18 protein-coding genes are annotated in these 25,161 nt (G+C 69.0%); 10 read left to right on the forward strand and 8 right to left on the reverse strand.

Features of this window, described 5'->3' with window-relative positions:
- Window position 1 precedes the first annotated feature (1 nt).
- Window positions 2-604: a hypothetical protein gene (locus GF068_RS02450; RefSeq protein ID WP_153817666.1), complete on the reverse strand. Its 603-nt coding sequence runs from the start codon at window positions 602-604 to the stop codon at window positions 2-4.
- 32 nt (window positions 605-636) lie between these two features.
- Window positions 637-2,199 (reverse strand): proline--tRNA ligase, encoded by a 1,563-nt coding sequence (gene proS / locus GF068_RS02455; RefSeq protein WP_338046173.1) that lies wholly within the window; start codon window positions 2,197-2,199, stop codon window positions 637-639.
- A gap of 117 nt (window positions 2,200-2,316) precedes the next feature.
- Between proS and GF068_RS02460 the strand changes: the two genes are divergently transcribed.
- The 7 genes from GF068_RS02460 to GF068_RS02490 all read left to right on the forward strand — a co-directional run bounded on the left by GF068_RS02460 (window position 2,317) and on the right by GF068_RS02490 (window position 10,071).
- A complete protein-coding gene (locus tag GF068_RS02460) occupies window positions 2,317-3,192 on the forward strand; it encodes a cyanophycinase (RefSeq protein ID WP_153817668.1) in 876 nt (291 codons plus the stop codon).
- Window positions 3,189-5,858 (forward strand): cyanophycin synthetase, encoded by a 2,670-nt coding sequence (gene cphA, locus GF068_RS02465; RefSeq protein ID WP_338046174.1) that lies wholly within the window; start codon window positions 3,189-3,191, stop codon window positions 5,856-5,858. The genes GF068_RS02460 and cphA overlap by 4 nt, the downstream gene beginning before the upstream one ends.
- A 1-nt stretch (window position 5,859) precedes the next feature.
- Window positions 5,860-6,753 (forward strand): isoaspartyl peptidase/L-asparaginase, encoded by an 894-nt coding sequence (locus GF068_RS02470; RefSeq protein WP_338046175.1) that lies wholly within the window; start codon window positions 5,860-5,862, stop codon window positions 6,751-6,753.
- A gap of 26 nt (window positions 6,754-6,779) precedes the next feature.
- The gene (locus GF068_RS02475) at window positions 6,780-7,919 is read left to right on the forward strand and encodes an AAA family ATPase (protein ID WP_153817670.1); all 1,140 of its coding nucleotides are present in this window, start codon (window positions 6,780-6,782) and stop codon (window positions 7,917-7,919) included.
- Window positions 7,897-8,478, forward strand: a complete 582-nt coding sequence (locus GF068_RS02480) for a hypothetical protein (RefSeq protein WP_153817671.1) — start codon at window positions 7,897-7,899, stop codon at window positions 8,476-8,478. Before GF068_RS02475 ends, GF068_RS02480 begins: the two co-directional genes overlap by 23 nt.
- A 64-nt stretch (window positions 8,479-8,542) precedes the next feature.
- On the forward strand, window positions 8,543-9,277 hold the full coding sequence (locus tag GF068_RS02485) for a hypothetical protein (protein ID WP_153817672.1): 735 nt from the start codon (window positions 8,543-8,545) through the stop codon (window positions 9,275-9,277).
- A 380-nt stretch (window positions 9,278-9,657) separates the two neighbouring features.
- Window positions 9,658-10,071: a hypothetical protein gene (locus GF068_RS02490; RefSeq protein WP_153817673.1), complete on the forward strand. Its 414-nt coding sequence runs from the start codon at window positions 9,658-9,660 to the stop codon at window positions 10,069-10,071.
- A gap of 16 nt (window positions 10,072-10,087) precedes the next feature.
- On the opposite strand, the gene GF068_RS02495 is transcribed toward GF068_RS02490, so the two are convergent.
- Window positions 10,088-11,368: a hypothetical protein gene (locus GF068_RS02495; RefSeq protein ID WP_153817674.1), complete on the reverse strand. Its 1,281-nt coding sequence runs from the start codon at window positions 11,366-11,368 to the stop codon at window positions 10,088-10,090.
- A 69-nt stretch (window positions 11,369-11,437) separates the two neighbouring features.
- Complete coding sequence (locus tag GF068_RS02500; RefSeq protein WP_153817675.1) at window positions 11,438-12,733, reverse strand: MFS transporter; 1,296 nt, start codon at window positions 12,731-12,733, stop codon at window positions 11,438-11,440.
- Between the two features lie 91 nt (window positions 12,734-12,824).
- Here GF068_RS02500 and GF068_RS02505 point away from each other — a divergent pair, with 91 nt between their 5' ends.
- Window positions 12,825-14,333 carry a phytoene desaturase family protein gene (locus GF068_RS02505; RefSeq protein WP_153817676.1) on the forward strand — a complete coding sequence of 503 codons (1,509 nt, stop codon included), beginning with the start codon at window positions 12,825-12,827 and terminating at the stop codon, window positions 14,331-14,333.
- On the opposite strand, the gene GF068_RS02510 is transcribed toward GF068_RS02505, so the two are convergent.
- The 4 genes from GF068_RS02510 to GF068_RS02525 form a co-directional block, all read right to left on the reverse strand.
- Window positions 14,334-15,371: a hypothetical protein gene (locus GF068_RS02510; protein ID WP_153817677.1), complete on the reverse strand. Its 1,038-nt coding sequence runs from the start codon at window positions 15,369-15,371 to the stop codon at window positions 14,334-14,336. It lies immediately after the preceding gene.
- Entirely contained in the window at window positions 15,340-16,554 is a 1,215-nt protein-coding gene (locus GF068_RS02515) for a PP2C family protein-serine/threonine phosphatase (protein ID WP_240806575.1), read from the reverse strand. Before GF068_RS02515 ends, GF068_RS02510 begins: the two co-directional genes overlap by 32 nt.
- A gap of 94 nt (window positions 16,555-16,648) precedes the next feature.
- Entirely contained in the window at window positions 16,649-20,731 is a 4,083-nt protein-coding gene (locus tag GF068_RS02520; protein WP_170319269.1) for a protein kinase domain-containing protein, read from the reverse strand.
- An 89-nt stretch (window positions 20,732-20,820) separates the two neighbouring features.
- Window positions 20,821-21,660: a hypothetical protein gene (locus GF068_RS02525; protein WP_153817679.1), complete on the reverse strand. Its 840-nt coding sequence runs from the start codon at window positions 21,658-21,660 to the stop codon at window positions 20,821-20,823.
- A gap of 348 nt (window positions 21,661-22,008) precedes the next feature.
- Here GF068_RS02525 and GF068_RS02530 point away from each other — a divergent pair, with 348 nt between their 5' ends.
- Both GF068_RS02530 and GF068_RS02535 read left to right on the forward strand, forming a co-directional pair.
- Window positions 22,009-23,418 (forward strand): serine/threonine-protein kinase, encoded by a 1,410-nt coding sequence (locus tag GF068_RS02530; RefSeq protein ID WP_240806576.1) that lies wholly within the window; start codon window positions 22,009-22,011, stop codon window positions 23,416-23,418.
- 674 nt (window positions 23,419-24,092) lie between these two features.
- A complete protein-coding gene (locus GF068_RS02535) occupies window positions 24,093-24,599 on the forward strand; it encodes a metallophosphoesterase (protein ID WP_170319270.1) in 507 nt (168 codons plus the stop codon).
- The last annotated feature ends 562 nt before the right edge of the window (window positions 24,600-25,161 follow it).

The following is a 25,161-nucleotide window of genomic DNA, read 5'->3' on the forward strand; positions in this document are numbered from 1 at the left end:
CTCAGCGCTTCGGCTTGCTGCTCTTGTACGGCAACGTCGTGCGCAGGACGTCGCGCGGGATGTGCGGCACGGGCACGTGCGGCCCGGACTGGATCTCCTTCTCGACCGCGTCCATCGTCTCCGACCCGAGCCTGCGCGCAGGCTCCACGCTGATCTCCGGCGACGTGTCCCGACCCCGCCGCGACCGCTTGCTCGACGTGGGCGCCGTGATCCCACCTGCCTGCGCGGCCTTCTCCGCCGCCCGGTTGATCATCGGCTCGATCGCCCGCAGCCCGATCCGCAGCGCGTTCGTCACCCGCCGCGCCTCCACGCCGCCCCGCACGACCAGGCAAAGCACCGCCCGGTTCGCCGCGACCCCGACGTGACAGTCGAGCGGCAACGATCCAGCTCGCGACACGAGCTCGCCGTGCGCGAGCCGGACCAGGACGACACGATCGGTGCCCGCGACGACGTCCGCCGCCGACGCGAGCGTCTTCCGCGCCCCCTCGGGGATCTCCCGCGGCCCCCCCTTCGTGACGAGCTCGCCCCGACGCGAGAGAACGAACGCATAGATCGCGTCCGCGTCGACCCGGACACGCTCCACGACGTCATCGAGTTGAGACATGGCCGCCCCAGTCTATCAGGGCCTGCCCGACCTCAGTACGACTTCGCGAACACCACGCGCTGCCGGCTCGGCTTGCCCGACACGATGCAGCGCCCCTCTTCCTGGAGCTCCTTCGCGTCGGCGACCCCGTCGATCCCCGAGAGCGGGATGTTGCGGATCGTCACCTTGAACTTGTCCTTCAGGTGCGCCTCGACCTCCGGCTCGCCCGACCAGTGCGCGAGCGCGAAGCCGCCGTGGATCTCCGGTTTGTCCTCGTTCTTCGCCGTGAAGAACTTCTCGAAGTCCTTCATGTCGTCGATGCGCTTCGTGTTCGCGGCGCGGTGCTGCTTCGCCTTCGCGAGCAGGCCGCTCTGGATGTCGGAGAGCGTGCCGACGATGTGCGAGACGATCTCGCCCCGCGTGACGCTCACCTTGTCCTTCGGCGAGCGATCTCGCCGCGCCACCATCATCACGTTCCCGTCGACGTCACGCGGGCCGATCTCGACGCGGATCGGCGCGCCCTTCTTGATCCACTCCCACTGCTTGTCGCCGCCGCGGATGTCGCGCTTGTCGACCTCGACCTCGATCGGCCGGCCTCCGTAACTCGCGCTCCGGAGCTCCGCCGCGACCGCGTCGACGTACTCCATCACCTTCGCCTTCGTGTCGTCCCCGCGCAGCACGGGCAGGATGATCACGTGCGCGGGCGCGAGCCGCGGCGGCAGGACGAGCCCGTCGTCATCCGCGTGCGTCATCAAGAGACCACCGATGAGCCGCGTCGACACGCCCCACGACGTCGTCCACGCGTACTCCTCCGTCTCCTTCGCCGTCTGGAACTTGATCCCGCTCGCCTTGGCGAAATTCTGCCCGAGGAAGTGCGACGTCCCTGCCTGCAGCGCCTTGCGATCCTGCATCATCGCCTCGATCGCGTACGTGTCGACCGCGCCGGGGAACCGCTCGCTCGCCGTCTTCGGCCCCTTGATCACGGGCATCGCCATGAAGTCCTCGGCGAACGTCGCGTACACGTCGAGCATCTGCATCGTCTCGGCGCGCGCCTCCTCCTCGGTCGCGTGCGCCGTGTGCCCCTCCTGCCAGAGGAACTCCGCCGTCCGCAGGAAGAGCCTCGTACGAAGCTCCCAGCGCACCACGTTCGCCCACTGGTTGATGAGCAGCGGCAGGTCCCGGTAGCTCTGCACCCAGCTCGCGAACGCCGCGCCGATGATCGTCTCCGACGTCGGCCGCACGATGAGCGGCTCCTCGAGCTTCGCCTCGGGATCCGGCACGAGCCCGCCCTCGGGCCCGGCGACGAGGCGGTGGTGCGTCACGATCGCGCACTCCTTCGCGAACCCCTCGACGTGCTCGGCCTCCTTCTCGAGGAACGACTTCGGGATGAACAGCGGGAAGTACGCGTTCTTGTGGCCCGTCGCCTTGAACATCCGGTCGAGCTCTCGCTGGATGTTCTCCCAGAGCGCGTAGCCCCACGGCTTGATCACCATGCAGCCGCGCACGGGCGAGCTCTCCGCGAGATCGGCGGCGCGCACGACCTGCTGGTACCACTCGGCGTAGTCCTCGGCGCGGGTCGGGCTGATGGCGGTCTTGGGGGCGTCGTTCTTGGCCACGGTCTTTCCTCCGCGGCCGCCTCTATCACTTTTCCGGCGGGAGGGCGAACAAGCGGGCGTGATCGTCCGTGAATCCCCCTCTGCGAAAAACCGGAACCGTGATAACCGTGGCGCGCTTTGGCCCACGACGAGCACGAAGGGAGCGCGCACGGCGCGCACGGGAAAGACCGCCATCTCCACCGCGGCCCGCTCATCGCCATCGGCGGGGCGGAGGACAAGGTCGGCACGCGTAGCGTCCTGCGTGAAGTCGTCCGTCACGCCGGCGGCCCCAAGCACGCCCGGATCGCCGTCTTCCCCACGGCCTCCAGCATCCCCACCGAGCTCGCGGGGACGTACGAGGCGATCTTCCGCGAGCTCGGCGCCGACGTACACGTCGTGCGTATCGAGAGCCGCGCCGACGGCGACGATCCACGCACCCTCGCGCTCATCCGCGAGATGACCGGCGTCTTCTTCACGGGCGGCGATCAAGGCCGCATCGTGACCATGCTCGGCGGCACCGAGCTCGCGCGCACCATCCGCCGCGCGCACCGGAGCGGCTGCGTCGTCGCCGGCACCTCCGCGGGCGCGAGTGTCCTCTGTGATCACATGATCGCGCAGGGCAGGAAGGGCTACGCGCCGCGCCGCGAGCTCGTCATGCTCGCCCCCGGCCTCGGCCTCACGCGCAAGCTCGTCATCGACCAGCACTTCGCGCAGCGCCACCGCATCGGCCGCCTCTTCTCCGCCGTCGCGATGAACCCCTTCCTCATCGGCGTCGGCATCGACGAGGACACCGCGATCGTCCTGCGCTCCGACAAGAAGATGGACGTCATCGGCCGCGGCACCGTCACCGTCATCGACGGCTCGAAGATCCAGCACACCGACATCCACGAGGTCCCGCGCAACGCATCGGCCGCGCTCCTCGGTTTGTCCGTCCACGTCCTCACGCAGGGCTGCGGCTACGACATCGACGGCCGCCTGCCCTCGTGGCCATCCCGCAGCAAAGAGGCAACGTGAAGCTCCTCGAAACACGCGTCTACCGCGGCCCCAACCTCTACGGCTACCGCCCCGTCATTCGCCTGACCCTCGACCTCGAGGAGCTCGAGCAGTACCCGAGCGACAAGATCCCCGGCTTCGTCGACAAACTGCTCGCCGACGTCCCCACGTTGCACGAGCACGGCTGCTCCTACGGCGAGCCCGGCGGCTTCATCCGCAGGCTGCAGGACGGCACCTGGTTCGGCCACATCACCGAGCACATGGCGCTCGAGTTCCAGTGCCTCGCGGGCACACCCGTCACGTACGGCAAGACGCGCACGGCCTACCGCGAGGGCGTCTACCACGTCGTCTACAGTTTTGAAGAGGAGTCGGTCGGCAGGCGCGCGGGAGAGCTCGCGTTGCGGTACTTGCAGGGCCTCCTGCCCGAGACCTTCCCCGATCACCTGCCGCCGATCGCCGATCTGAAGGCCGAGATCGAGGACCTCGCGCGCCTCGCGGAGCGTATGGCCCTCGGCCCGTCCACGCGTAGCCTCGTCGACGAGGCCAAGCGCCGCGGCATCCCGACGATGCGCCTCAACAAGCACAGCCTCGTGCAGTTCGGCTGGGGCACGCACCAGAAGCGCATCCAGGCCACGGTCACCAGCGAGACGCGGCACATCGCCGTCGAGATCGCGCAGGACAAGGCGCTCACCAACTCGCTGCTCGAGCGCGCGGGTTTGCCCGTGCCGCGGCAGGAGCGCGCCTACTCGGCCGACGAGGCCGTCGAGCTCGCCGAGCGCATCGGCTACCCCGTCGTCGTCAAGCCGATGGACCTCTCGCATGGCCGCGGCGTCGCGCTGAACCTCATGACGCCCGAGGCCGTGCGCGAGGCGTGGACCAAGGCGTACGACCTCTCGAGTTACGTCCTCGTCGAGACCTTCCAGACCGGCCAGGATCATCGCGTGCTCGTGGTGAACGGCGAGGTCGTCGCCGTCTCCGAGCGCGTCCCTGGCCACGTCGTCGGCGACGGCAAGAGCACGATCAAAGAGCTCGTCGATCAGGTGAACAGCGACCCGCGCCGCGGCGTCGGTCACGAAAAGGTCCTCACGCGGATCGAGATCGACGATCAGGCCAAGCGCCTCATGAACCTCGCCGGCGTCACGCTGGAGACGGTGCTGCCTGCGGACCAGGTCTTCGCGCTCCGCTCGACGGGCAACCTCTCCACGGGTGGCACCGCGATCGATCGCACCGACGTGATCCACCCGGACAACATCGACATCGCCGTGCGCGCCGCGAAGGTCGTTGGCCTCGACGTCGCGGGCATCGATCTGATCTGCTCCGACATCTCGAAGAGCTGCCGCGAGCACGGCGGCGTCATCGTCGAGGTCAACGCCGCGCCTGGCTTCCGCATGCACGTCTCGCCGACCGTGGGCACGCCGCGCAACGTCGCGTCGCCCGTGCTCGACATGCTCTTCCCGAACAACGCGCCTGCGCGTATCCCGCTCGCGGCGATCACCGGCACGAACGGCAAGACCACGACGAGCCGCATGGTCGCGCACATCCTCAAGATGAGCGGCAAGCGCACGGGCCTCACGACGACGGACGGCATCTACATCGACGGCGAGCGCATCCTGAAGGGCGACATGACGGGCCCGTGGAGCGCGCGTGTCGTGCTCACGGATCCGACCGTCGAGGCCGCGGTGCTCGAGACCGCGCGTGGCGGCATCCTCCGGGAAGGCCTCGGCTGGGATCGTTGTGACGTCGGCGCCGTGCTCAACGTCTCGGCCGATCACCTCGGCCTCGCGGGCGTCGACACGGTCGAGGACCTCGCCTTCGTGAAGCGCCTCATCGTCGAGGTCGTCCGCGACGGCGGCACGAGCGTGCTCAACGCCGACGACCCGCTCGTGCGCGAGATGGCGGACAAGGCGGGTGGCCGCGTCATGTGGTTCTCGCGTTCGCCCTCGAACGAGACCGTCCGCGAGCACGTGCGCGCGGGTGGACGCGCGGCCGTGCTCGAGCAGGGCGTCAACGGCGACATGATCACGATCTACGACGGCGACCGGCACGTCCCGGTGACGTGGACGCACCTCGTCCCGGCGACGTTCGAGGGCAAGGCGAAGTTCAACGTCGAGAACGCGCTCGCGGCCGCGGCGATCGCCTTCTCGATGGGCGTCTCGCTCGAGCACATCCGCCAGGGCCTGCGCACCTTCACGACCTCGTTCTTCCAGGCGCCGGGCCGCTGCAACGTCTTCGACGAGCACCCGTTCCGCGTGATCGTCGACTACGGGCACAACGCGGCGGCGATGTCGAAGATGGCCGAGCTCGTCCTCGGCCTGCGACGCGAGCGCTCGATCGGCGTGCTCATGGCCGCGGGCGATCGGCGCGACGACGACATCCGCGCGATCGGCCGCGAGGCGGCGAAGGCGTTCGACGTGATCATCGCGAAGGAGGACGCGTCGCGCCGTGGGCGCAAGCCGGGCGAGATCGCGTCGCTGCTCGCGGAGGGCGCGCGCGAGGCGGGCAGGACCGAGGAGCAGATCCTGAAGAAGCTCGACGAGAAGGAGGCCGTGGACGCGGCGCTCGCGATGGCGCGGCCGGGGGATCTCGTCGTCGTGTTCGCGGACGACGTCACGGCCTGCTGGAAGCAGGTCATCTACTGGGGCAAGGAGCGCACGTCGCACCTGCCTCCCCTTCCGCACGAGGATTGAAGTGAAATACGCCATCTTGACGCACGGGGGCGCGGCCTCGCCGCACGCCCATTCGGACGGCTGCGTGAAGGCCGCGGAGTCGGCGCGCGGCGTGCTCGAGCGCGGAGGCGACGCGCTCGCGGCGGCGCTCGCCGCGACGGTGATGCTCGAGGACGACGTGCGTTTCAATGCGGGGACGGGCTCGAACCTGCGCTTCGATGGCAAGACCATCGAAATGGACGCGTCGGTGATGACGAGCGACGCGAGGTTCGGCGCGGTCGCCTGCATCCAGCACGTGAAGAACCCCATCCTCGTGGCGGCGAAGGTGGCGGAGACGCCGCATTTGCTGCTCGTGGGGGACGGCGCCACGTTGTTCGCGCGCGCGCACGCGTTCCCCGAATACGACCCGATCACGGACAAGGCGCGGGAGAAATACGCGCGCGCGATGGCGGAGCTCCGCGGCGAGGGCGACGGTGATTACGCGGCGGACGCGGCGCCGTGGCAATCGATCAACTGGAAGAAGCTCTGGAACTTCGGCGATCCGTCGCCCTACCAGGACACGGTGGGCGCGGTCGTGCGGGACAGCCAGGGGAGGTTCGCGGCGACGGCGTCGACGGGCGGGACGGTGTACATGCTGAAGGGCCGCGTGGGCGACTCGCCGCTGATGGGCTGCGGCGTCTACGCGGGCCCGGCGGGCGCGGTGGCCGCGACGGGCGTGGGCGAGGAGATCGTGCGGCGGTTTCTGGCGAAGACGGTCTACGACTGGCTGGAAGAGGGGATCCCGGCGGCGCGGGCGGCGCAGCGGGGGATCGCGAAGTTCCCGGAGATCGTGGACGTGGGGCTGCTGGTGGCGTCGCGGGACGGGCAGGCGATTGCGTCGAATCGGAACATGGCGAGCGCGTTGCTCGTGGGGTAGAGCGAAGCGAGGGGGGCCGGGCGATCATGTTGAAGCGGATCAGCGTCCACAACTACAACTGCTTCGTCGCTTTCGAGCTGGAGTTGCCGCGGCTGGGTGTACTCGTCGGGAGCAACGGCTCGGGAAAGACGAGCCTGTGGGAGGTCCTGGCAGGGCTTCAGGATGTAATCATCCGAAGCAGGGACGTCACGACCGCCTTTCCCACGAGGACGCTCACGCGGTGGCGGAAGGACGATCCGGTCCAGCGGTTCGGCCTCGACGTCGAGGTCGACAATGAAAGCTACCGGTACGAGCTCGAAATCGTCCACAACACCGAGCGACGCCTGGCCTCGATTCGCCGCGAGCGCCTCGAGAGCGGAGGGAAGGTCCTCTACGAGAACCTCGATGGTGAGGTTCACCTTCACGGTGACGATGCATCGGACGAGCCGCGGACGAGCTTCCCGTTCAACCGCAAGCGTTCATTCCTGCCGGACATGGAGCGACGTCACGACAACCGACGTACGATCGCCTTCCGTGAAGCCATCGCCCGCATGTGGCTCCTCGTCCCGGCTCCGCAACGGCTCGAACCGACGACGGTGAACGAGGCATATTGGCTGGAGAGAGACGGGACGAACTTCACCTCGTGGTTTCGAGGGATGAATCTCGAGCGCAGGGGGCTTCTCGACGATCTCTTCTCCGCTTTGAATTCGTCGATGCCCGGACTCCAGGACATCACGTTCGAGCGCATGAGCAGCGAGGTCCGGGAGGTCATGCTGAGATTCCGTGCGCAAGGTGCCGAGTACAAGCTCTCCATCAGGGAGCTCTCCGATGGTCAACGAACCCTGGTCTTGCTTTACGGCTTCCTGCTCGGCGCGCTCGATCAGGCGGCGCTCACGGTGTTCGACGAGCCCGAGATGGGTCTTTCGCCCCACGAAATGCAGCCATGGCTCGCCCGCGTGCGAAAGACGCTCGACGATCACGGTGGACAGGCCATCATGATTTCACACCATCCCCTGGTCATCGACTACATCGCTCCAGCCAGCACCATTCGATTCCGAAGGCCGAACGGCGGTCCTACCGTCGCCGAGGAGGTGACGCTGAAAACTACGGGAGGTCTGAAGGTCTCCGAATGGGTGTCACTACCCTGGGTCTACGAGGACGAGTATGAAGAAGAGCCAGCGCTTTAGGCTACACGTCCTTTGTGAGGACGAGCTGCACATGAACTTCGTGCTGCGTCTGGCAGATCGATACAGAATCGGAGAGAAATATCTCTTCATCGATGCTCCGCCGAAAGGCATCGATGACGCAAAGGAATACGTATTGAAAGAATACGTGAACATCGTCGACCGATGGCGGAGCGCGCGACACGACGAAAATGTTGGGCTGCTCGTCGTGATCGATGGCGACAAGGAGGGCGTTCTGCGGCGGCGAAGCGAGCTCACGCGTCGGTTGAAGAGCGCGAACCGTCCGCCGGTGGCGGCGTCCGATCCGGTCGCCATCCTCGTGCCGACGTATAGCATCGAGACCTGGATCGCCTGGCTCTGCGGCCATCGCCCCGTGAGCGAGCTCCAGCGCTACAAGAGCGACGAACCCCTCGGCCGGGACGTCGCCCGCAAGATCAAGGACGGCGTGTACACCCCCAAGCTCGCCCTCGCCGCCTGGACGCCCCCCGACCCCGACGAAGCCACCCACGTCCCCTCCCTGGCCGACGCGCGGGACGAGCTCTCGCGCCGCCTCGACGTCTGACGCTCATCGATCGCCCGTATTTCCCCTTGCCCTCCCCGCCCCTTCTTCCGTACCCTCCCACCCCATGCGAAAACTCAGCCGCGCCGCCTCCGGTAGCCGCCATCACCGCTGGAGCAGCGAGATTCACCGGACGATGGTCGCGCATCTCGAGGTCAATACGGGCCTCACCGGCGACCAGAAGAATGCCCTCGCGGACGAGGCCACCATCCTGAAGCCGCGGGTCGAGGCGCTCGAAGCAGCCGTCTTTCCGTATCGCGCGTTCGTCGAGCGCGCCCACCTCGACATTCGCGCGCGCCAGCGCGTCGCCAATTTCCTCTGCGACGACGCCCAGCGAACCGCCGACGGCGCCATGCGCCCGCATCGCAAGGAGATTGACGCCATTCTCCCCGGCGGGTTCGGCGCCATTCTCGCCAAGACGCCCCTCTCGCGTGTCCTCCGCGCCGGGCACGAAAAGACCGTCGAGCACGCCGAACGCGCCGCGAGCGCGCTTCGATCCCTCCCCGCCAAGATCCCCGGCACGGGCCCGCTCGCCGATGCCCTCGATCAAGCCGCGAACCTCCTGCGCACCTTCAACAAGGCCGCCGACCAGCTCGAAGAGCAACGCCATCCCCTCAAGTCGGCCGTGAACAAGGCAATCTTCGACCTGCGCGAGACGCTCGATCAGATCGACGGCCGGCTGCGTACCCATTTCTCCCAGGCCTTCATCGACAGCCTGTATCCCGAGCTCAACCGAGCCGGCACGGCCGTCGCCGATGAAGACGACGAAGACGACGACGGCTCGGCGCCCCCCAACGCCTGAAGCCCACCCCACACACCCACAAACATCCACCCGTCAGACCTGACGGACGCCCCGCACACCCCCGACGATCCACCCGTCAGACCTGAACACGTGATCCACGACACCACACGATCCACCCGTCAGACCTGACGGACGCATCGTGCACCCCCGATGATCCACCCGTCAGATCTGAACACGTGATCCACGACACCACACGATCCACCCGTCAGCCCTGACGGACGCCTCGCTCCGCCCCGCCGACCCACCCGTCAGCCCTGACGGACGCCTCGCCGCCGCGCGCGCGCCGCGTCGTCCGTTTTGCCGGGTGCGCCGCGCACGCGCAGCGTATCGACGCCCATCCCTGTAGCCGCGCCTTCACGCTCCGGATACAGTCCTCCGTCATGGGATCCATGGCCGACGACGACGCGCGGGACATTGGCCCGCATCGCGTCTGGATCGAGCCGCCTGACGTGCTTCGCACGCAGATTCGTGGTGACATCACGGTCGAGCACGTGATGGCCCTGCTCGACGTGATTGACGGCTTCCCGCCTCGCGTCCGCGTTTACATCCTGCGGGATGCTCGGCAGACCGGGGTGCCTACACGCGAGGCTCGCGAGGCGCTCGTGAAAAACCTGCCCGTCGAGCGTGTCGCCGCTGTCGTCACGTATGGGGCTTCTTTTCAGGTTCGCGCGATCCTCATGATGCTCAGCCACGCCATGCGTGTGCTTCGCCCGAGTCATCCTCGATTCGTCTTCGTCGAGACCGAGGCCGACGCGCGGGCCTTCCTCCAGGCTGTCTCCGCGCGCCGCGCCTGATCTCCCGCGCCCCGCGTCAGCCGCGGGCCGAGAGCATCCGATCCGCCGTCGTCCGCGCCATTTGCAGGTTCTTCTCCCACGACGCCTCGATATCGACCCGCCCGAGCCGCCCGTGTGCTCGCCACGCGCGAGGCTCCGCCTCTGGCAGGTCCTCTCGCGCGGGCCCCTCTGGTGACGCCGCCACGGCCTCGCCCAGGGCCTCGCGCACGGGCTGGCCTCCCTCGGACAGGCACCATTGCACGATTCGCCATCCGAGCTCCGCGTGCTGCGCCTCGTCCTTTGCGATCATCGAGAGCGCTGCGCCCATGCCCTCTTCCTTCGCCCCCGTCGCGCGACGTTGCGCGCGCTCGGCGGCGGCGCCTTCGCCGAGGCAGCCGTCTTCCCACGACTCCACGCAGAGACGTGAGAGCTCCCGCGTTCGATCGAGACCGGAGGGGGGCGGCGCGGGCAGGAGCTCGGGCACGAGGGACATCGAGGCGAGATCCCCCGCAATGGCGGCACAAGCCCGCGTGTGCCGCGCCTCGTCGGCCGCCGCTGCGAGGGCCCTTTGCACGAGGTCACGTGGCGCGCCTGCGGCCGCGAGGTCCCGGGAAAGCGCGAGGAAGGACGGGATCGAGGCGCATTCGCCGCGCGCGTCGTCTCGCCATGCGGAGGCGAGGGCCAGGCGGGTCGTGTCGTCGAGCCTCACCGGGCGCGCGCCCCCGCGGCGGGGTTTGCGCGCGACGCCGGGCAGGATGTATCGGCCGCCGACGCGCAGGGGGCGCCCTTCGATGATGAGGCTCCCCATGCCGTACATGGGCGGGAAATGGGCGCCCGCGGCGATCGTGAATTCGGGCTTCGAGGGCTCGCCGGGGAGAGGGATCGTGCCGCGAAAGACCAGGTCGATGATACTCATGCCGATACCGCCGAGGCCGAGGTGCACCCCGTGGCCACCCGGGTGCTCTTCGCCGAGGGCCGTGCGATAGGTCCAGCCGACCTCGCCTTGCAGGCCGAACAAGGCGCGCGAGAGGTCGCCGCCGCCGTGCAGGCCCGCAGCGAAGCGGCCCGCGGAGGAGAAGTTGAGCCAGGAGGCCTGCGCGAACGCGCCGACGCCGACGCTCTGATAACGGAGCACGTAGGCATAACGGGCGTCGAGCCCGAGGCCGAAGTTCGTCTTGTCGCCGAAGCTCACCGAGAGCATGAGCCCGGGCGAGACCCAATGCTCGCCGTCCGCGCGCGCCTCGCCGGGCGAGAGGAGGACGGCAGCCGCGCCGAGCGCGCCCAAAGCAGGGCCGAGAAGCGAAGAGAAGGATTTCATGGGAACCTCCAGGGCCCGAGGATACCCGAGGGGGCTCGCCCTTTTCCAGTCGTCCGCGCGCCTCTCGCGTCACGCCTTCCGCGGGCGGAAGGTCGGGACCAGGCAGACCGCCGAGAACACCGCGAGCGCGACGAAGACGTAAAAGAGCTTGTCCCATCCGTAACGCTCGCTCACGCCGCGCGTGACGTACTCCTGCAGGATTGCGCCTATCGAGCCGATTCCATTCACGACGCCTGCCGCGGTCGCGGCTGCGTATTTGCCGCCTGCGTCCTGCGCGGCGGCGCCGCTGATGAGCGCGTCTGGGCCGAAGAGCAGGGCGCCGACGAGGGCCATGACGAGGAAGTTCGTCACCATCCCGCTCGCGCCGATACGCGCATAAAGGAAGATCGCGCCGGCGAGCAGCACGAGCCACGCCGCCGCGAAGATCGATCGGGAGACGTCGCGATATCGATCCGAGAGTGCGCCCATCCCCATCGTGCCGACGACGCCGCCGACCGCGAACGAGCTCGACATGTATCCCGCGGTCTCCGGTGAATAATGGAGCACCGTCTTCAGATAAAATGCGAGCCAGAAGAGCAGGCTGTAGCGGATGAGCTTCATCCCGAAATAAGAGGCTCCGTAAAACCATACCGTCGGGCTCCGGAGCACGCGGCGCCGCTCCTCTCGCCGCTCGGCCTCGATCGCCGACGCATCCGCGCCCGCCGCCGCGAGCTCTGCCGCTTGTGCCTCCGCGCCCGGCCCCGGCTTCAGAAAGAGAAGCACGAGCACGCCGACGAGCGCGACCACGATCGCCGGCCCCCAGAAGCTCGCGCGCCAGCCGTAGACGCTCAGCATGAACGTGGCGAACCAGGTCGCGACGATGCCGCCGACCTGATAACACGTCGCCCACACGCCCATGACGCGGCCGCGGTTCTGCGGCGTCGTCCATTCGGCCATCGCCTTCACGTTGCCCGGCCAGCCCGACGATTGCGCGAGGCCGTTCACCACGAATGCGACGAGGAACGCGCCGCCGATACTCGACGCGCCGAACACGAAACACGCGCCCGCCGAGACCAGCATCCCCGCGCCCACGAGCCACCGCGCGCCCACGCGATCACCGAGGAAGCCGTTCACGTACTGGCCGACCATGTACGCCGCGAGGTACGCCGTCTCGACGTGGCGCAGGACGTCCTTGCCGAGGCTCTCCATGATCGGCGCCTTCGCGACGCTGATGCCCATGCGGCCGAGGTAATACGTCGCGTACGAGAGCCACGTGATCACCCACGCGGTCCACTGCCCGCGACGTATCACAGCGTCCTCGGCGGGCGGCGAGACGCGGGCGGGCGCGACGGACGGCGCGTAAGGGTCGAGCGGGCCTTGGCTCATCGTTCGTCGAGGGTAGTCGCGCCCGTGCCCCCGCCGAAAGGGCCAACGACGGTACGATCGCGCGGGTGCTCACCGTGCTACACCCGTCTCCATGATGACCCCCGACGCCATCGTGATCGGCGCTGGTCCGAACGGCCTCGTGGCGGCCAATTACCTCGCCCAGGCCGGCTGGTCGGTGCTCGTGCTCGAAGCGCAAGCCCGGCCCGGCGGCGCCGTCTGGACCGAAGAGAGCAGCCTGCCCGGCTTCCACCACGACGTCGGCGCGGCGTTTTTCCCGTTCGGACCGACGAGCCCCGCCCTGCGCCCGCTCGACCTGGAAGGCGCCGGGCTCGTGTGGCGACACGCGCCGCTCGACAGCGCACACCCCGCCAAGGACGGCACGTGCGCGGCGATCGGGCGCGACCTCGAGGCGAGCAAGCAGAACCTCGGCGAAGACGGGCCCGCCTGGGAGAAGCTCGCGCGATGGCACGCAGGGACGCGGGATCAACTGCTCGACGCGCTCCTGTCGACCCTGCCCGCCCTGGGCCCGATGGCGCGGTTCGGGCCGGCGAACCTGCTGCGGCTCGCGGCCGTGGCCGCGTCGAGCGGGCGCGGCTTCGCGGAGCGGACGTTCCGCACCGAGGCAGCGCGCCGCATCGTGCCCGCGCTCGCGTTGCACACGGACGTCGGCCCGGACGATCCCTTCGGCGCGATCGTGGGCTTCATGCTGGCGATGCTCGCGTCGAGCGGCGGCTTCGCCATCCCGGAGGGCGGCGCGGCGTCGATCACGCGGGCGTTGTTGAAGCGGCTCGGCGACCTCGGCGGCGTCGTGCGGACGGGCACGCGCGTGGCGCGAATCGTGGTGCGCGAGGGCCGCGCCGCGGCCGTCGTGACCGAACAGGGCGAGGAGATCGCGGCCGATCGCGCGATCATCGCGGACACCTCCGCGCCCGCGCTTTACCTGCGCCTGCTCGACCCGGGCGTCGTGCCCACGCCCGTCGCGGAGTCGATGCGCAACTTCAAGCACGGCTTCGGCACGTTCAAGATGGACTGGGCGCTCTCGGGCCCCGTGCCGTGGTCGTGCGAGGACGCCACGCGCGCGGCCGTCGTACACACGGGCGACGATCTCGACGATCTCGCGCGCTTCACGGCCGAGGTGCGGCGCGGCGCGTTGCCCCGGGATCCGTACCTCGTCATCGGACAGCAGACGCTCGCGGATCCGACACGCGCGCCCGCGGGGAAACACACGCTCTGGGCCTACTCGCGTGTGCCTTCGGTCGCGCCCGGCGGCTGGGAGAAGGTGAAGCAGTCGTTCGCCGATCGTATCGAGGCGCGTATCGAGAGCCTCGCGCCGGGCTTCAAGGAGCGCATCCTCGCGCGCGTGATCGTCACGCCGAAGGATCTCGAGGCGATGAACGAGAACCTCATCGGCGGAGACCTCGGCGGCGGCTCGGCGCAGATCCAGCACCAGCTCTTCTTCCGGCCGATGTTCCCGTACTACCGCTATCGCACGCCGATCCGCGCGCTCTACCTCGGCTCGTCGTACACGCACCCCGGCGCGGGTGTACACGGCGCCTGCGGCAGGAACGCGGCCGAGGCGGCGCTACGCGACGAGGGTTGATCAGCGGCGCTTCCAGTATTCGACGAGCGCCGGCAGGACGGTCTGCGACATCTGCGCGAGGTGCGCGATGTGATCGTCCTCCTTGAACCCGCGATACCCCGCGATGTGGAGGTCGCCCTGCCGCGCCTCGCTGCGTTGCTCGAGCCAGGCCTCGGTCGTCATGACGGATCGCGCGAGGGGGAAGCTCGGACGGCCGGGCCAGCCGATCGCGCGGGACCGCTCGAGCCCGATCGCGCGGAGGAGCGCGTCCGAGGTCTCCGTCGTGGTCGCGTAGCTGTACGCGCCGATCTCCGAGTGCGTGAGCACGAAGAGTTTTTCCCCGGCCGCGGCCTTCTTCGCGAAGTGCAGGAACGGCGCGATACGATCCATGTCGACCTCGCGGCTCTGCATGCTGAGGAGGTTCGAATGCGGCGCGTCGCAGAGCAGCACCGCCGAGACACGCGCCATCTGCTCCTCGTGCGCGAGCAGGCGCACGACCGCGCCGTAGCCCGCGCTCCACGCGCCGAGCGCGAGCCGCCCGAGGCGCGGACCACGGAGGCCCCGCGCGGCGGCCGCGTCCACGACCCGCCCGATCTCGTAATCGAGCATTCCCGCGGGTGTATACCGCGTGTCGTACACGCCCGAGCCGAGGCCGATGTTCACCACGAGCACGAGCGCGGAGAGCTTCGCCTCGGCCACGCTCTTCGCGACGAGCTCGGCGTTGCCGTGGAAATGAATGAGCAGATCGAACGTGCCATCGGCCGACGAGAACGAAGGCGGCACGAAGAGCGCGCCCGCGGAGACGAGCGTGTAGCCCGCGCGGTCGAGCTTCGTGTCGGCGCGCTCGCCCTGCGGCGGAGGCGCCTCCGGCGCGGCGGCGGGCTCGGGGGGTTTGATCGAGGGCATCGGCGGCAGATGGGCCGCGCCCTTGATCGCGGGTGACGCGAGATCCCCAAAGGCCACGAGCGACATCACGCCGATCACGAGCGCGCCGAGCGCGGCGATCGCGAGTCGCGGGGCGAGGGTCTCAGCTCGGCTCGGTGGACGTCGAGGCTTCACGCAGCGATCGAATGTACTCGGCCGGGGACTTCACGCAGACGAGGATCGCCGTGATGTTGTCATGCCCGCCCTTCTCGTTGGCGCGGGCGATGAGCTTGTCGATCGCCTGCTGCGGGTGCTTGGTCTCGACCAGGATTTGCCGCAGCTCCTCGTCGGGCACCATCTTCGAAAGCCCGTCGGAGCAGAGCAGGTAGGCGTCGTCCGGGCGCGGTCGGCCGATGATGAGATCGATCTCCACGGATGGCTGCGTGCCCACGGCGCGGTTGAGCCGATGTGCAAAAGCAGGGCCGGTGAATCCAAGCGCGGCCATCGTGTGATCGGTCGTGATCTGCTCGAGCTTGCCTTCGCGCAGGCGGTAGCAGCGGCTGTCACCCACGTGCCCGAGGTAGAGGCGCTGTTTGTTCAGTGAGAAGCGCGCCGCCACCACCGTCGTGCCCATGCCCTTCAGCATGGGATCCGCGCCGGCCTTCTCGAAGACCGCCTTGTTCGCCATCTGGATGCTACGCGCGAGCTCGCTGCCGCGCCGCGGCACGTTGTCGTAGGCCGGCCCCTCGAAGGTCTGCGTCTTGAACGCCTTCTCGATCACCTCGACCGTGAGCGCGCTGGCGATCTCGCCGCCCGCATATCCGCCCATGCCGTCGGCCACCACGAAGAGGCCGTGCTCGTCGACGACGACGTAGCTGTCCTCGTTGTTCTTGCGCTTCTGCCCCTTGTCCGTCTGCCCCGCGGCGCTCACGAGGATGAAGGGCGAGGCGCGCGTCGGCTCGTCCGCGGCCGCGTCGTCGTCCACGACGATGGCCTTCGCCGGCGCGTCCGGGTGCTCCTCGTCGTCGCGATCGTCGTCGCCGGAGATCTTCGCGAGGCTCGGCATCTTCGGGCTCAACGTGATGACCGTGAGCTCGCTGTCGTCCTCGTCCTCGTTCGGCTCGGCGATCTTCGGGAGCAGTTTGTCCGAGGACGTTCGCTCCGGCGCGGGCTTGCTCGTGCGCTCCGACGCAGGCTTGCTCGCGCGCTCCGGCGCGGGCTTGCTCGTGCGGGATTCGCGCCTGGGTTCGGGCGCGTCGTCCCTTTTGCCTCCCCCTTTGCCCCCCGCGGGCAGGGCCTTCGGCCGCGCGAGCTGAAAACCGGCGGCTCCGACGAGGACGACACCGAGGGCGAGTGCGATCGCGGTCCAAAGCTGCATGGGCGGAGATCCCCGGGCGGCGCGCGACGTACAGGACGCCCCCCTTGGTTTTTCTACTACGACCGCCCGGCGCCCGTGTGGAAAAACAGCTCCGTCAATCGCGCGTCGCCTCGGCGAGGTGCCGCGCCAACCGCTTGCCGATCACGTTGGGGATCTGCCGCGACAGGGCGAGCGCACGCTCGAGGTGACGCGCCGCTTCCCGGCGCCTGCCCCGCCGCAAAGCCGAGAGGCCACGCGTCTCGACCACCTCGATACGCTCCTGCCCGATCGAGTATCGCTCCGACCGAGCCTCGAGGGCCTCCCACGCCTCCTCGCCCGCGTCCTCCGCGGCGAGCTCGATCATCGAGCAAAGGACGTCGTCGGACGGGACCGTGAGCGGCTCGGACGTCTCGCCGCGGGCCCGCGAGGCGAGCGCGCGCGCGTTCTCGATGTCGCCCCGGTAGAGCATCATCCGCGCCTGGAGGATGATGCTCGCCGGGCGCGGCGCGACGCCGAGAGGGCGCTCGGAGAGGGCGCGCGCCTGGGCCACGTGGGGCTCGGCCGCGTCGAGCTCGGCCATCAGGTAGAGGCATTCGCCCAGGTTGAAGTGGCCGGTCCACTCGATGTAGTCCTGCCCGAGCTCACGCCCGAGCGAGATGACCCGCGCGAGGTCCGAGACCATCCGCTGCCGATCCCCCTGGAAGCCACGCAAGACGCCACGCGTGTTGATCGACGCCGCGAGGTGGAGCGCGTCGCCGTGCGCGTCACACAAGGTGACGGCGCGATCGAGGGCGCGCTCGGCAGAGGCGTGCCGGCCGATCCCCTGCTCGAGGTAGCCCAGCATGAGCAGCGCGATCACCTGCGTCTCGTAGCCCCCCTCGCCGAGCCGCGCCGCCTCGGACGCCGCGCGCGCGAGCGCGTCGAGCGCCTCTTCCTTCAGCGAGAACCGGTAATGCGAGCGGCCGATGCCGAGCAGCATACGCGCCGAGAGCAGCGGCGTCGCGCGGCCCGCGACGAGCGCCTGCGCGGCGTGCACCTTCTCGCGCGAGTCCACGTGCTCGCCCATCCAGTCGAGCGCCGTCGCCTCGTCGAGCAGGATCTCGACGATCTCCATCTCGTCCCCCGCCGCGCTCGCCGCCGCGCGCGCCTCGGCGAAATCCGCGAGCGCGTCGTGGTAACGGCCCACGCGATAACGCATGAGCCCGCGGCCTCGATACGCCCCGCCGCGACGTTGCCCCGTGCTCGCCTGCTGCTCGAGCGCCAGCGTGTAGAAGCGTTCGGCGTCGACGTACGCGTGCCTCGCCCGCGCCGCCTCGGCGAGCGCCATGTACGCCGACTCCGCGACGTCACGTAACCCCGCGGCCGCCGCGTGGTAGGCGAGCTGCGGCAGCCGTTGCTCCTCGGGCGGCCCCTCCGGAAACCCCGGCGCGTCGCGGTAATACTCGGCGCACGTGAGGTGAATCTTGCGGCGCAGCGCCTCGGGCACGCCGCGGGCGATGGTCTCGCGGACGAGCGCGTGCCGGAAGCTGACGCGACCGTGGCGCTGTCGTCGGAGGACGCCCGTGTTGAGCAGCCGCTCGATGCCGATCCGCGCGTCGAGCGGGAACTCGCTCGACTCGCCGCTCTGATCGAGCCGCCGCAGGATGCCGCGCAGGATGCCCGAGATCTCCTCCGGCGTGACCTCGGCGCCCACCGTCGCCACGAGGCGCGCGTGCGCCCGCTCCGCCGGCGAGAGCGCGTCGATCTCGCGGTGCGCGAGCCACTCGATGAGCGGGAGATCCGGCACGCGATCGAGCTCGTCCGTCGCGACGTAAAACCCACGCCCACCCTCGTGCCGCCGCACGATCCCGGCGCCCTTGAGCCCACGCACGAGCTCGACGAGCAAGAGCGGGATCCCCTGCGTCCGCTCCACGAGCCTGCGCACCGCGAGCTCCGGGACGTTCTCCGCCGGCGCGAGCAGCACGCGCACCAGCGAGGCCGCGCTCTGCTCGTCGAGCGGGCCGAGATCACATACGTCCCTATGCGCGGCGCGCTCGGCCCAGGACGGGTGGTTCTCGCGGAACACCGGGCGGCCGAGGGCGCACACGAAGATCGGCGCGCGCGCCTCCGCGAGCGTCGCGTGCTCCAGGATGCCGAGCGTCGCCTCGTCCGCGAACTGCGCGTCGTCGAGCACGACGCAGAGCGGCGTCCGTTCCGCGCGCCTGCGCAGCGCCTCGCCGCCGGCCACGCGCAAGGTCGCGCCGAGGGCGAACGGCGCCGCCTCGAGGGCACGCAGGCCCGGGAAGTCCGTGGTCTCGTCGCCACGCGGCGGCCCCACCCAGCCGAGGGCGAGCGCGAGCGCCGCCTCCGCCTCGGGGCTACTCGCCGGACCGAGCCGCTCGCGCAGCGCGGCCTTGCGCCCTTCGATCGGCATCGACGCGGGCAGACCAAGCGCCGCCGAGAGCAGGTCCCGGACGCTGTCACCACCGCCGACGATCGGCTCGGGCGCGCGCAGATCCACCACCGCCCCGAGCGGCACGAGGGTCCGCAGGCGCTCGACGAGCAGCCTGCGCAGGTGGCTCTTGCCGTGCCCCGGCTCCCCGACGATCACCGAGACCGACGGCACGGCCTCCCGCACCGAACGGAGCGCCGCGAGCGTGAGCGTCTCCAGGAGATCGTCCCGGCCCACGAGCGGCGGCCCCACGTGCCCGAGCCGCGTCGTCGGATCCTCCGCGCCGGAGAGCTCGCCCTCCTCGACGGCCTTCGCGCCGAAGAGCGAGAGCGTCTCGGAGAGATCGGCCTCCGTCAGCACCGCACGCGCGGCCGGCGAGAGCAGGATCGGCGCGGCCCCCGCGGGCAACGGCGCCTGCCCGATCCGCGCGAGGTGCGGCGCGAGCAGCCGCTTCGATCCGTCGGGCCGCGCCGTCACGGAGACGGTGGCGAGATCGATCCACACCCGCTCGCAGATCCCACGCGCGACGAGATCCTGCGCGGCGCGGATCGCCAGCCGCACCGGGTTCTCGTCCGCCTCGTGCCCGAAGGCCACCACGTACCGACCGCCCGAGGCGCGCATCACGTGCCCGCCGATCGGCTCGATGCGTCCTTGCAGCGCGATCGGATCGAGCTGCGACGTGAAGTGCAGCAAGGCCACCGTTCGCCGCTCCGTCGCGGAGGCGTCGGACGGCCTCGCTCGCCCGCCCTCCGACGAGCCTCGATCCGGGGCCTGGGTTTTTCCGATCCCGTTCGTCGTCGGATCCCCGGCGCTCTCCGGGGACTTCCGCAGCTCGGGCTCCGTCCCCAGGCGGATCGCGGCGAGCGCCTGGTCGAGCTCGGTCGCGTTCGAGTATCGCGCGGCCGGATCCTTCTCCAGGCAGCGCAACACGATGTCCTCGAGCTCCGCCGGGATCGGCGTGCCTGCGCGCCCCTCGAGCCGCGCGGGCCTGCGCGAGAGGTGCCCTTCTCGCACCGCCGCCGGCGGGCCCCAGAACGGCGGGCTGCCCGCGAGCATCTCGTACAGGATCACGCCCACCGCGTACACGTCGGCGCGCGCGTCGAGCTCCGCGCGGCCCTCGCATTGCTCGGGCGCCATGTACTCGATGGTGCCGACCATCGCGCCTTCCTCGTGCGGCGCGATCGTCCGCGCCGGCATCGCGCCGCCTCGCCTGGCGAGCCCCAGATCGAGCACCGTCGCGCGGCCCGGCGGCTCCGTGACGAGGACGTTCTCGGGCTTGATGTCGCGGTGGACGAGGCCCTCCTCGTGCACGGCGCGCAACGAGCCGAGCAGGGCGCGCGTGATCGCGCAGGCCTCGGCTGGAGGCAACGACCGGCCACGCGTGGCGAGGATCTCCGCGAGTGTCCTCGCCTCGACGAGCTCCATCACGATGTACGGCGAACCTGGGTGGAGCTCGCCCGCGTCGATCACCTCGGGCACGTGGGGCGGGCCCACGAGGCGCAGCGCCACGAGCTCGTGGGCGAGCCTCTGGGCGGCGCCTGCCCGATCGTCGCGGGCCAGCTTGATCGCCACCCGGCGCGGCGGGCTCGTGGGCGACGCGGACGCCGATATGGCCGCGTACACCATGCCAAACCCGCCGCGGCCGAGCATACGTTCGGTGCGGTAACCTCGGAACTCGGGCAGCGGCGCCTCGGGCTCGGACGAGAGCTCGGGCGCCGTGTCCCCTTCGAGCGGACGACCATGCTCCGGACACCCGGAGGCCCCCACGCGCCGCCCGCACGAGGCACAACGCGAGCCCTTCCGTCCGTGACGGTGGTTTGCGTCGTGCTCCGGCGGCGGCGGTGGTGTGGTCATCTCTACGGTAGAAAAACCGTGATCACATACTCTGTTTTCCCTCCGGAAGGAACCCCGGATTGGGGTGCGGCGCAGCCTGGATGGTACAGGTCCGCGCCGAGCTCTTCGCATTGCGTCGCGCAGGGCCCCATGATCTCCATGATTCCGCAGTCCTGGTCGCCCTCGCCGGCGAGCCCGGCCGCGCAATCACGCGCCACGTCGCGGGCCCGGTCCACGTTCGCCGGGTCGTGACACGAGCGCAGATACGGCTCCGGGGCGAAGAGATTGCCCCAGAAGGCCCCCTCCTCGTACGGGAATTCCTTGCGTTCGGCGTCATCCACCGCCCCAAGCCCCTCGGCGGATCCCCGCATGGAGATGTCCACCACCCTGCCGTACCGATTCGTGCGAGCGCCGAGGCACGCCGACACCCACTGCTGACCGGCCTCGTCGAGCGGCGCCTCTTGCCACGCCGGGGCGAGCCCCACCTCGCCCTCGTAGTCCTCCTGGTGGACGCGACCGAGGCCGTCCGTCCAGGTGAACGAGAGCCCTTGCCCCGGCCCGAGCGCGCAGCCGACGGCGTACTTCAGGAACAACCGCGCGCGGTTGCCCTCCGCCGTCGGCGCCTCGATGGCTGCCCGCGCGCTCGACGACATCGCGTCGAGCGAAAGCGGCCCCTTCGCGAGGTCCCCTCCCGCGAGCAGCGCCTCGGGCCGGAGCCCGTTCAGGATGTTGATTTCGAACTGCGCCTGGCCCACGGCCTCGGCGTCGACCTTCTCTCCTCCCGGCTGCACCACGCAACCGACCAGCGGCATGACCGTCACGACCACGAACGGAAAAAACGCGACCATTGATTTCCGAGACATGTACCCCCCCGTCTCAGAGATTCCCCTCACGATAGCGCGAAACACGGAGCCGGCACAGGACACGACGAACTTGGAGTACGGGCGTCCTGCGAACGGGGAACCCTCGACAACGCCGTCGGGAATTGCCCTGATGTCGCTCTAGGGTCCGGGGCTCGGGGCGGCCCCCATCAGGCCCGTGCTTACCCCGAATCGATCACGCGTTGCGGCGTTCATTCGGCCTTCGGACGAGCGCGGATAGCGCGGAAATCGGTTGCCGAGGCAGCGCATTTCGGGTCATACCCGTGGCGTGGGATCGCGATCGCACCGGGGGAGGGCATGATGGGTCGATCAGGGCTTCTCGGCGGAAGCATGATGAACGGCAACGAAGATCACGACGTCCCCCTTGCCGTGGGGACGTCCGTGGGCGGATACGTGGTCGACAGGCTCGTGGCGCGTGGCGGTTGCGGCTCGGTGTACCGCGCGCATGCGGCGGGTCGCGCCGAACCCGTGGCCATCAAGGTCCTGCACCCGACGCTCGCGCCGCTGCCGAAGATGATCGAACGCTTCGTCCGGGAGGTCGAGCTCCTCCGGCGTATCCGTCACCCGAACATCGTCGAGATCAAAGAGGTCGGCGCGCTCCCCTGCGGCACTCCCTTCTTCGTGATGGAGTATCTCCCCGGCGTCACGCTCGACGTCTTGCTCTCGATGCGCGGTCGCCTCGGCCCTGAAGAGGCGCTGGAGATCCTCGAGCCCGTTTGCGCCGCGCTCGGCGCCGCGCACGCCGCGGGCATCGTCCACCGCGACGTCAAGGCGAGCAACGTGATGGCGACGGGCGGCCTCGGAGGTGTGAAGCTCCTGGATTTTGGCATCGCGAAGCTCGTCGATCCGGGCACGTCGAGCGCGGGTTTGACCTCGGTGAATCGTCAGATCGGCACGCTGACGATCATGGCGCCCGAGCAGCTCCTCTGCGCGCCGGTCGACGCGCGCACCGACGTCTACGCGCTCGGCGCGCTCCTTTATCGGCTGCTCACGGGGCGCTTGCCGTTCGAGTCCTCGTTCCCTGGCGAGCTCGTGCGCAAGCACCTCGAGGAGCCTGCGCCGCGCCCGAGCGAGCGAGTCCCCGTCTCGCGCGAGATCGACGCGGTCGTCTTGAAGTGCCTCGAAAAGCGGCCCGAGCGTCGTTACGAGTCGGTGCACGCGCTCGTGCGGGCGCTGCGCCACGCGACCTCGGCGGGCACGTTCCGCGCGTCGTCGCACCAGCTCCCGCGCTTCGCGGTGGGGGTATTCATCGAGATCCGGCTGCGCGCGGACGCCGAGGACGCGCCCGAGCTCTTTGCCAGCGAGATCGAGCGGATCCTCGCGACCGCGGAGGATCGGCTGCGCGCGGCGGGTTACACGCTCTGCACGAGCACGAGCGCCGAGGTGCTCGGCCTCCGGCTCTTGCCGCGGGATCCTGCGCGCTGGCAGGACGAACGCCAGGCGGCGCTCGATTTCGCGCTCGACCTTCACGGGGCGCTCGCGTCGCGGAGCGGCTCGGATCCGCGTGTGCACGTGAACGTGTCGGCGCACGCGGGTGAGGTCGTGGTGCGGGAGCGAATCGACGCCGATCCGGAGATCGTCGGCGGCCCGCTCGCGCGCACGGGGGACTGGGCGTCGTCCGAGGAGACGCCGAACCTCTGCGCGACGTGGGAGCTGCTCGACGGCCTCGGCGGCTTCGAAGCGGCGCCCGGCCCCGATCCGCTCGTGCTCGTGAGCCGCAGCGCGGCCAGCGCGGCCTGATCACGAAAACCGAGGAGCGCAATGCTCCTCGTGCGTTCGATTCCCCCGCCAATTCCATTCCCATTTCGGTGTCGCCGCCCTCGAGCGTCGAATATCGCTCGACGCTCGCGCGCACCATTGCGACACCAAACCAAATATTCCATGACAAACCAACAACTCGACCCCGAACATCTCAAAGGTTTTACATGAAACACGTTTTACATGACAATATATTTATAATGATTGCACCAAGACACGATGCGTCAAAACTGACCGGTCGGTCATGACGCGGTGACAGCCCAAAAACGGCGCCAAAACCCCCAGAAGACCGGAAACGGCCCCGGAGGACCTCCAAGCGCCCCTCGCCGATAAGGAAAAAACGGCACAAAAGTACTGGTAGCAGGACGTATTGAAGACAACACCGGTTCGATGCCGTCCTCACTGAAATTGTTGTCGCGAAGATCGTAGTTTTGCTATCAGTTTATCGGGACGAACCACCTCGAAAGGACTGGTACCACGATGTTGCTTCTAAAACACGCGCACACATGAGTGCGAACGAATCCCATTTACGGCTGACGTAGTTCCCACATCAGTTCATCGAGACAAACCGCCACCCTCACCCCCGCCGCCGTTGCCGGACGCGAGGGCCGGGGGATACGATGGGCGCCGGTCGACACCCCCGGGAGCCCACCACGATGGCCGGACTCGGCTGGCTGCACCTCAGCGATCTACACGTCGGGACCACCGGCACCCTGTGGCAACGGCCTCAGTACCGGGAGGAGATCGAGCGGGACCTCGTCTGGCTCCGCGACCGCGTAGGAGCCTTTGACGTGATTCTCGTTGCCGGCGACCTCGCCGCGACTGGAACTGAGACCGAGTACGGCGTCGTCACGGAAGTGCTCGCGTCTCTCCAGGATTTCCTCGCTCGGCTGGGCCCCCGCCCGGCGCTACTCGCGGTCCCCGGCAACCACGACCTCGTCCGCGCCGCGGCAGGCGTGGCACCGAAACCGGCCACCTGGGAGACGAAGCGCGAGGTGTTCTTCGAGGACCATAAGCATCCCTTCCGGCGAGCCGTAACCGCCGCGTTCACCCCGTTCCTCCAATGGATCGAGAGGTGGCACCGTGAACGACCGGGGAACGTTGAGGTCGCTCTCCGGAAGGGCCTTCTACCTGGTGATTTTGTTGCCACCATAACAAAATAAGGGCGCCGCTACGGCGTGGCGGGCTTGAACACGGCCTTTCTCAACCTTTCCGTGGATGGGTACAGCGACCACGACGTGGATCCGCGCCAACTCGAAGTCGTTGCGGGAGATCTCGACCCCTGGGCAATGAGCCATGATGCATGCATCTTGCTTTCGCACCATCCACCGGACGCGTTTTCCCCTGCGGCTCGCGAGCGATTTTACCAATCAATCGCCTCCCAGGCCCGGTTTGCCTTCCATCTCACCGGAAGCGCAAGCGCCCACGCGCCCCTGATCGGCGGAGGTGCAACCCCATTTTTAACGACTCATTCTTTCGCAGGTCCAGGGAATTTTCGTTCCCTGCACGGATATGCTGCCGGACGCATTGCTCTCGACGAGGGATGCAAAGGTGGAATCATCACAGTATGGCCGCGCGTACTCGTTCGTACTGCGCATCGCGACGAGTTTAGATCCGAGCCAATGTGGCCGCGGTTAAAGGATGGCGCCATCGAGCGCACCTTTGTCCCTCTCCGGCCGGCGGAGGCCGACGATTCCAAGGCGGACGAAGCCTCCGCATTGACGA

It is taken from the genome of Polyangium spumosum, from assembly GCF_009649845.1.
Classification (GTDB): domain Bacteria; phylum Myxococcota_A; class Polyangia; order Polyangiales; family Polyangiaceae; genus Polyangium; species Polyangium spumosum.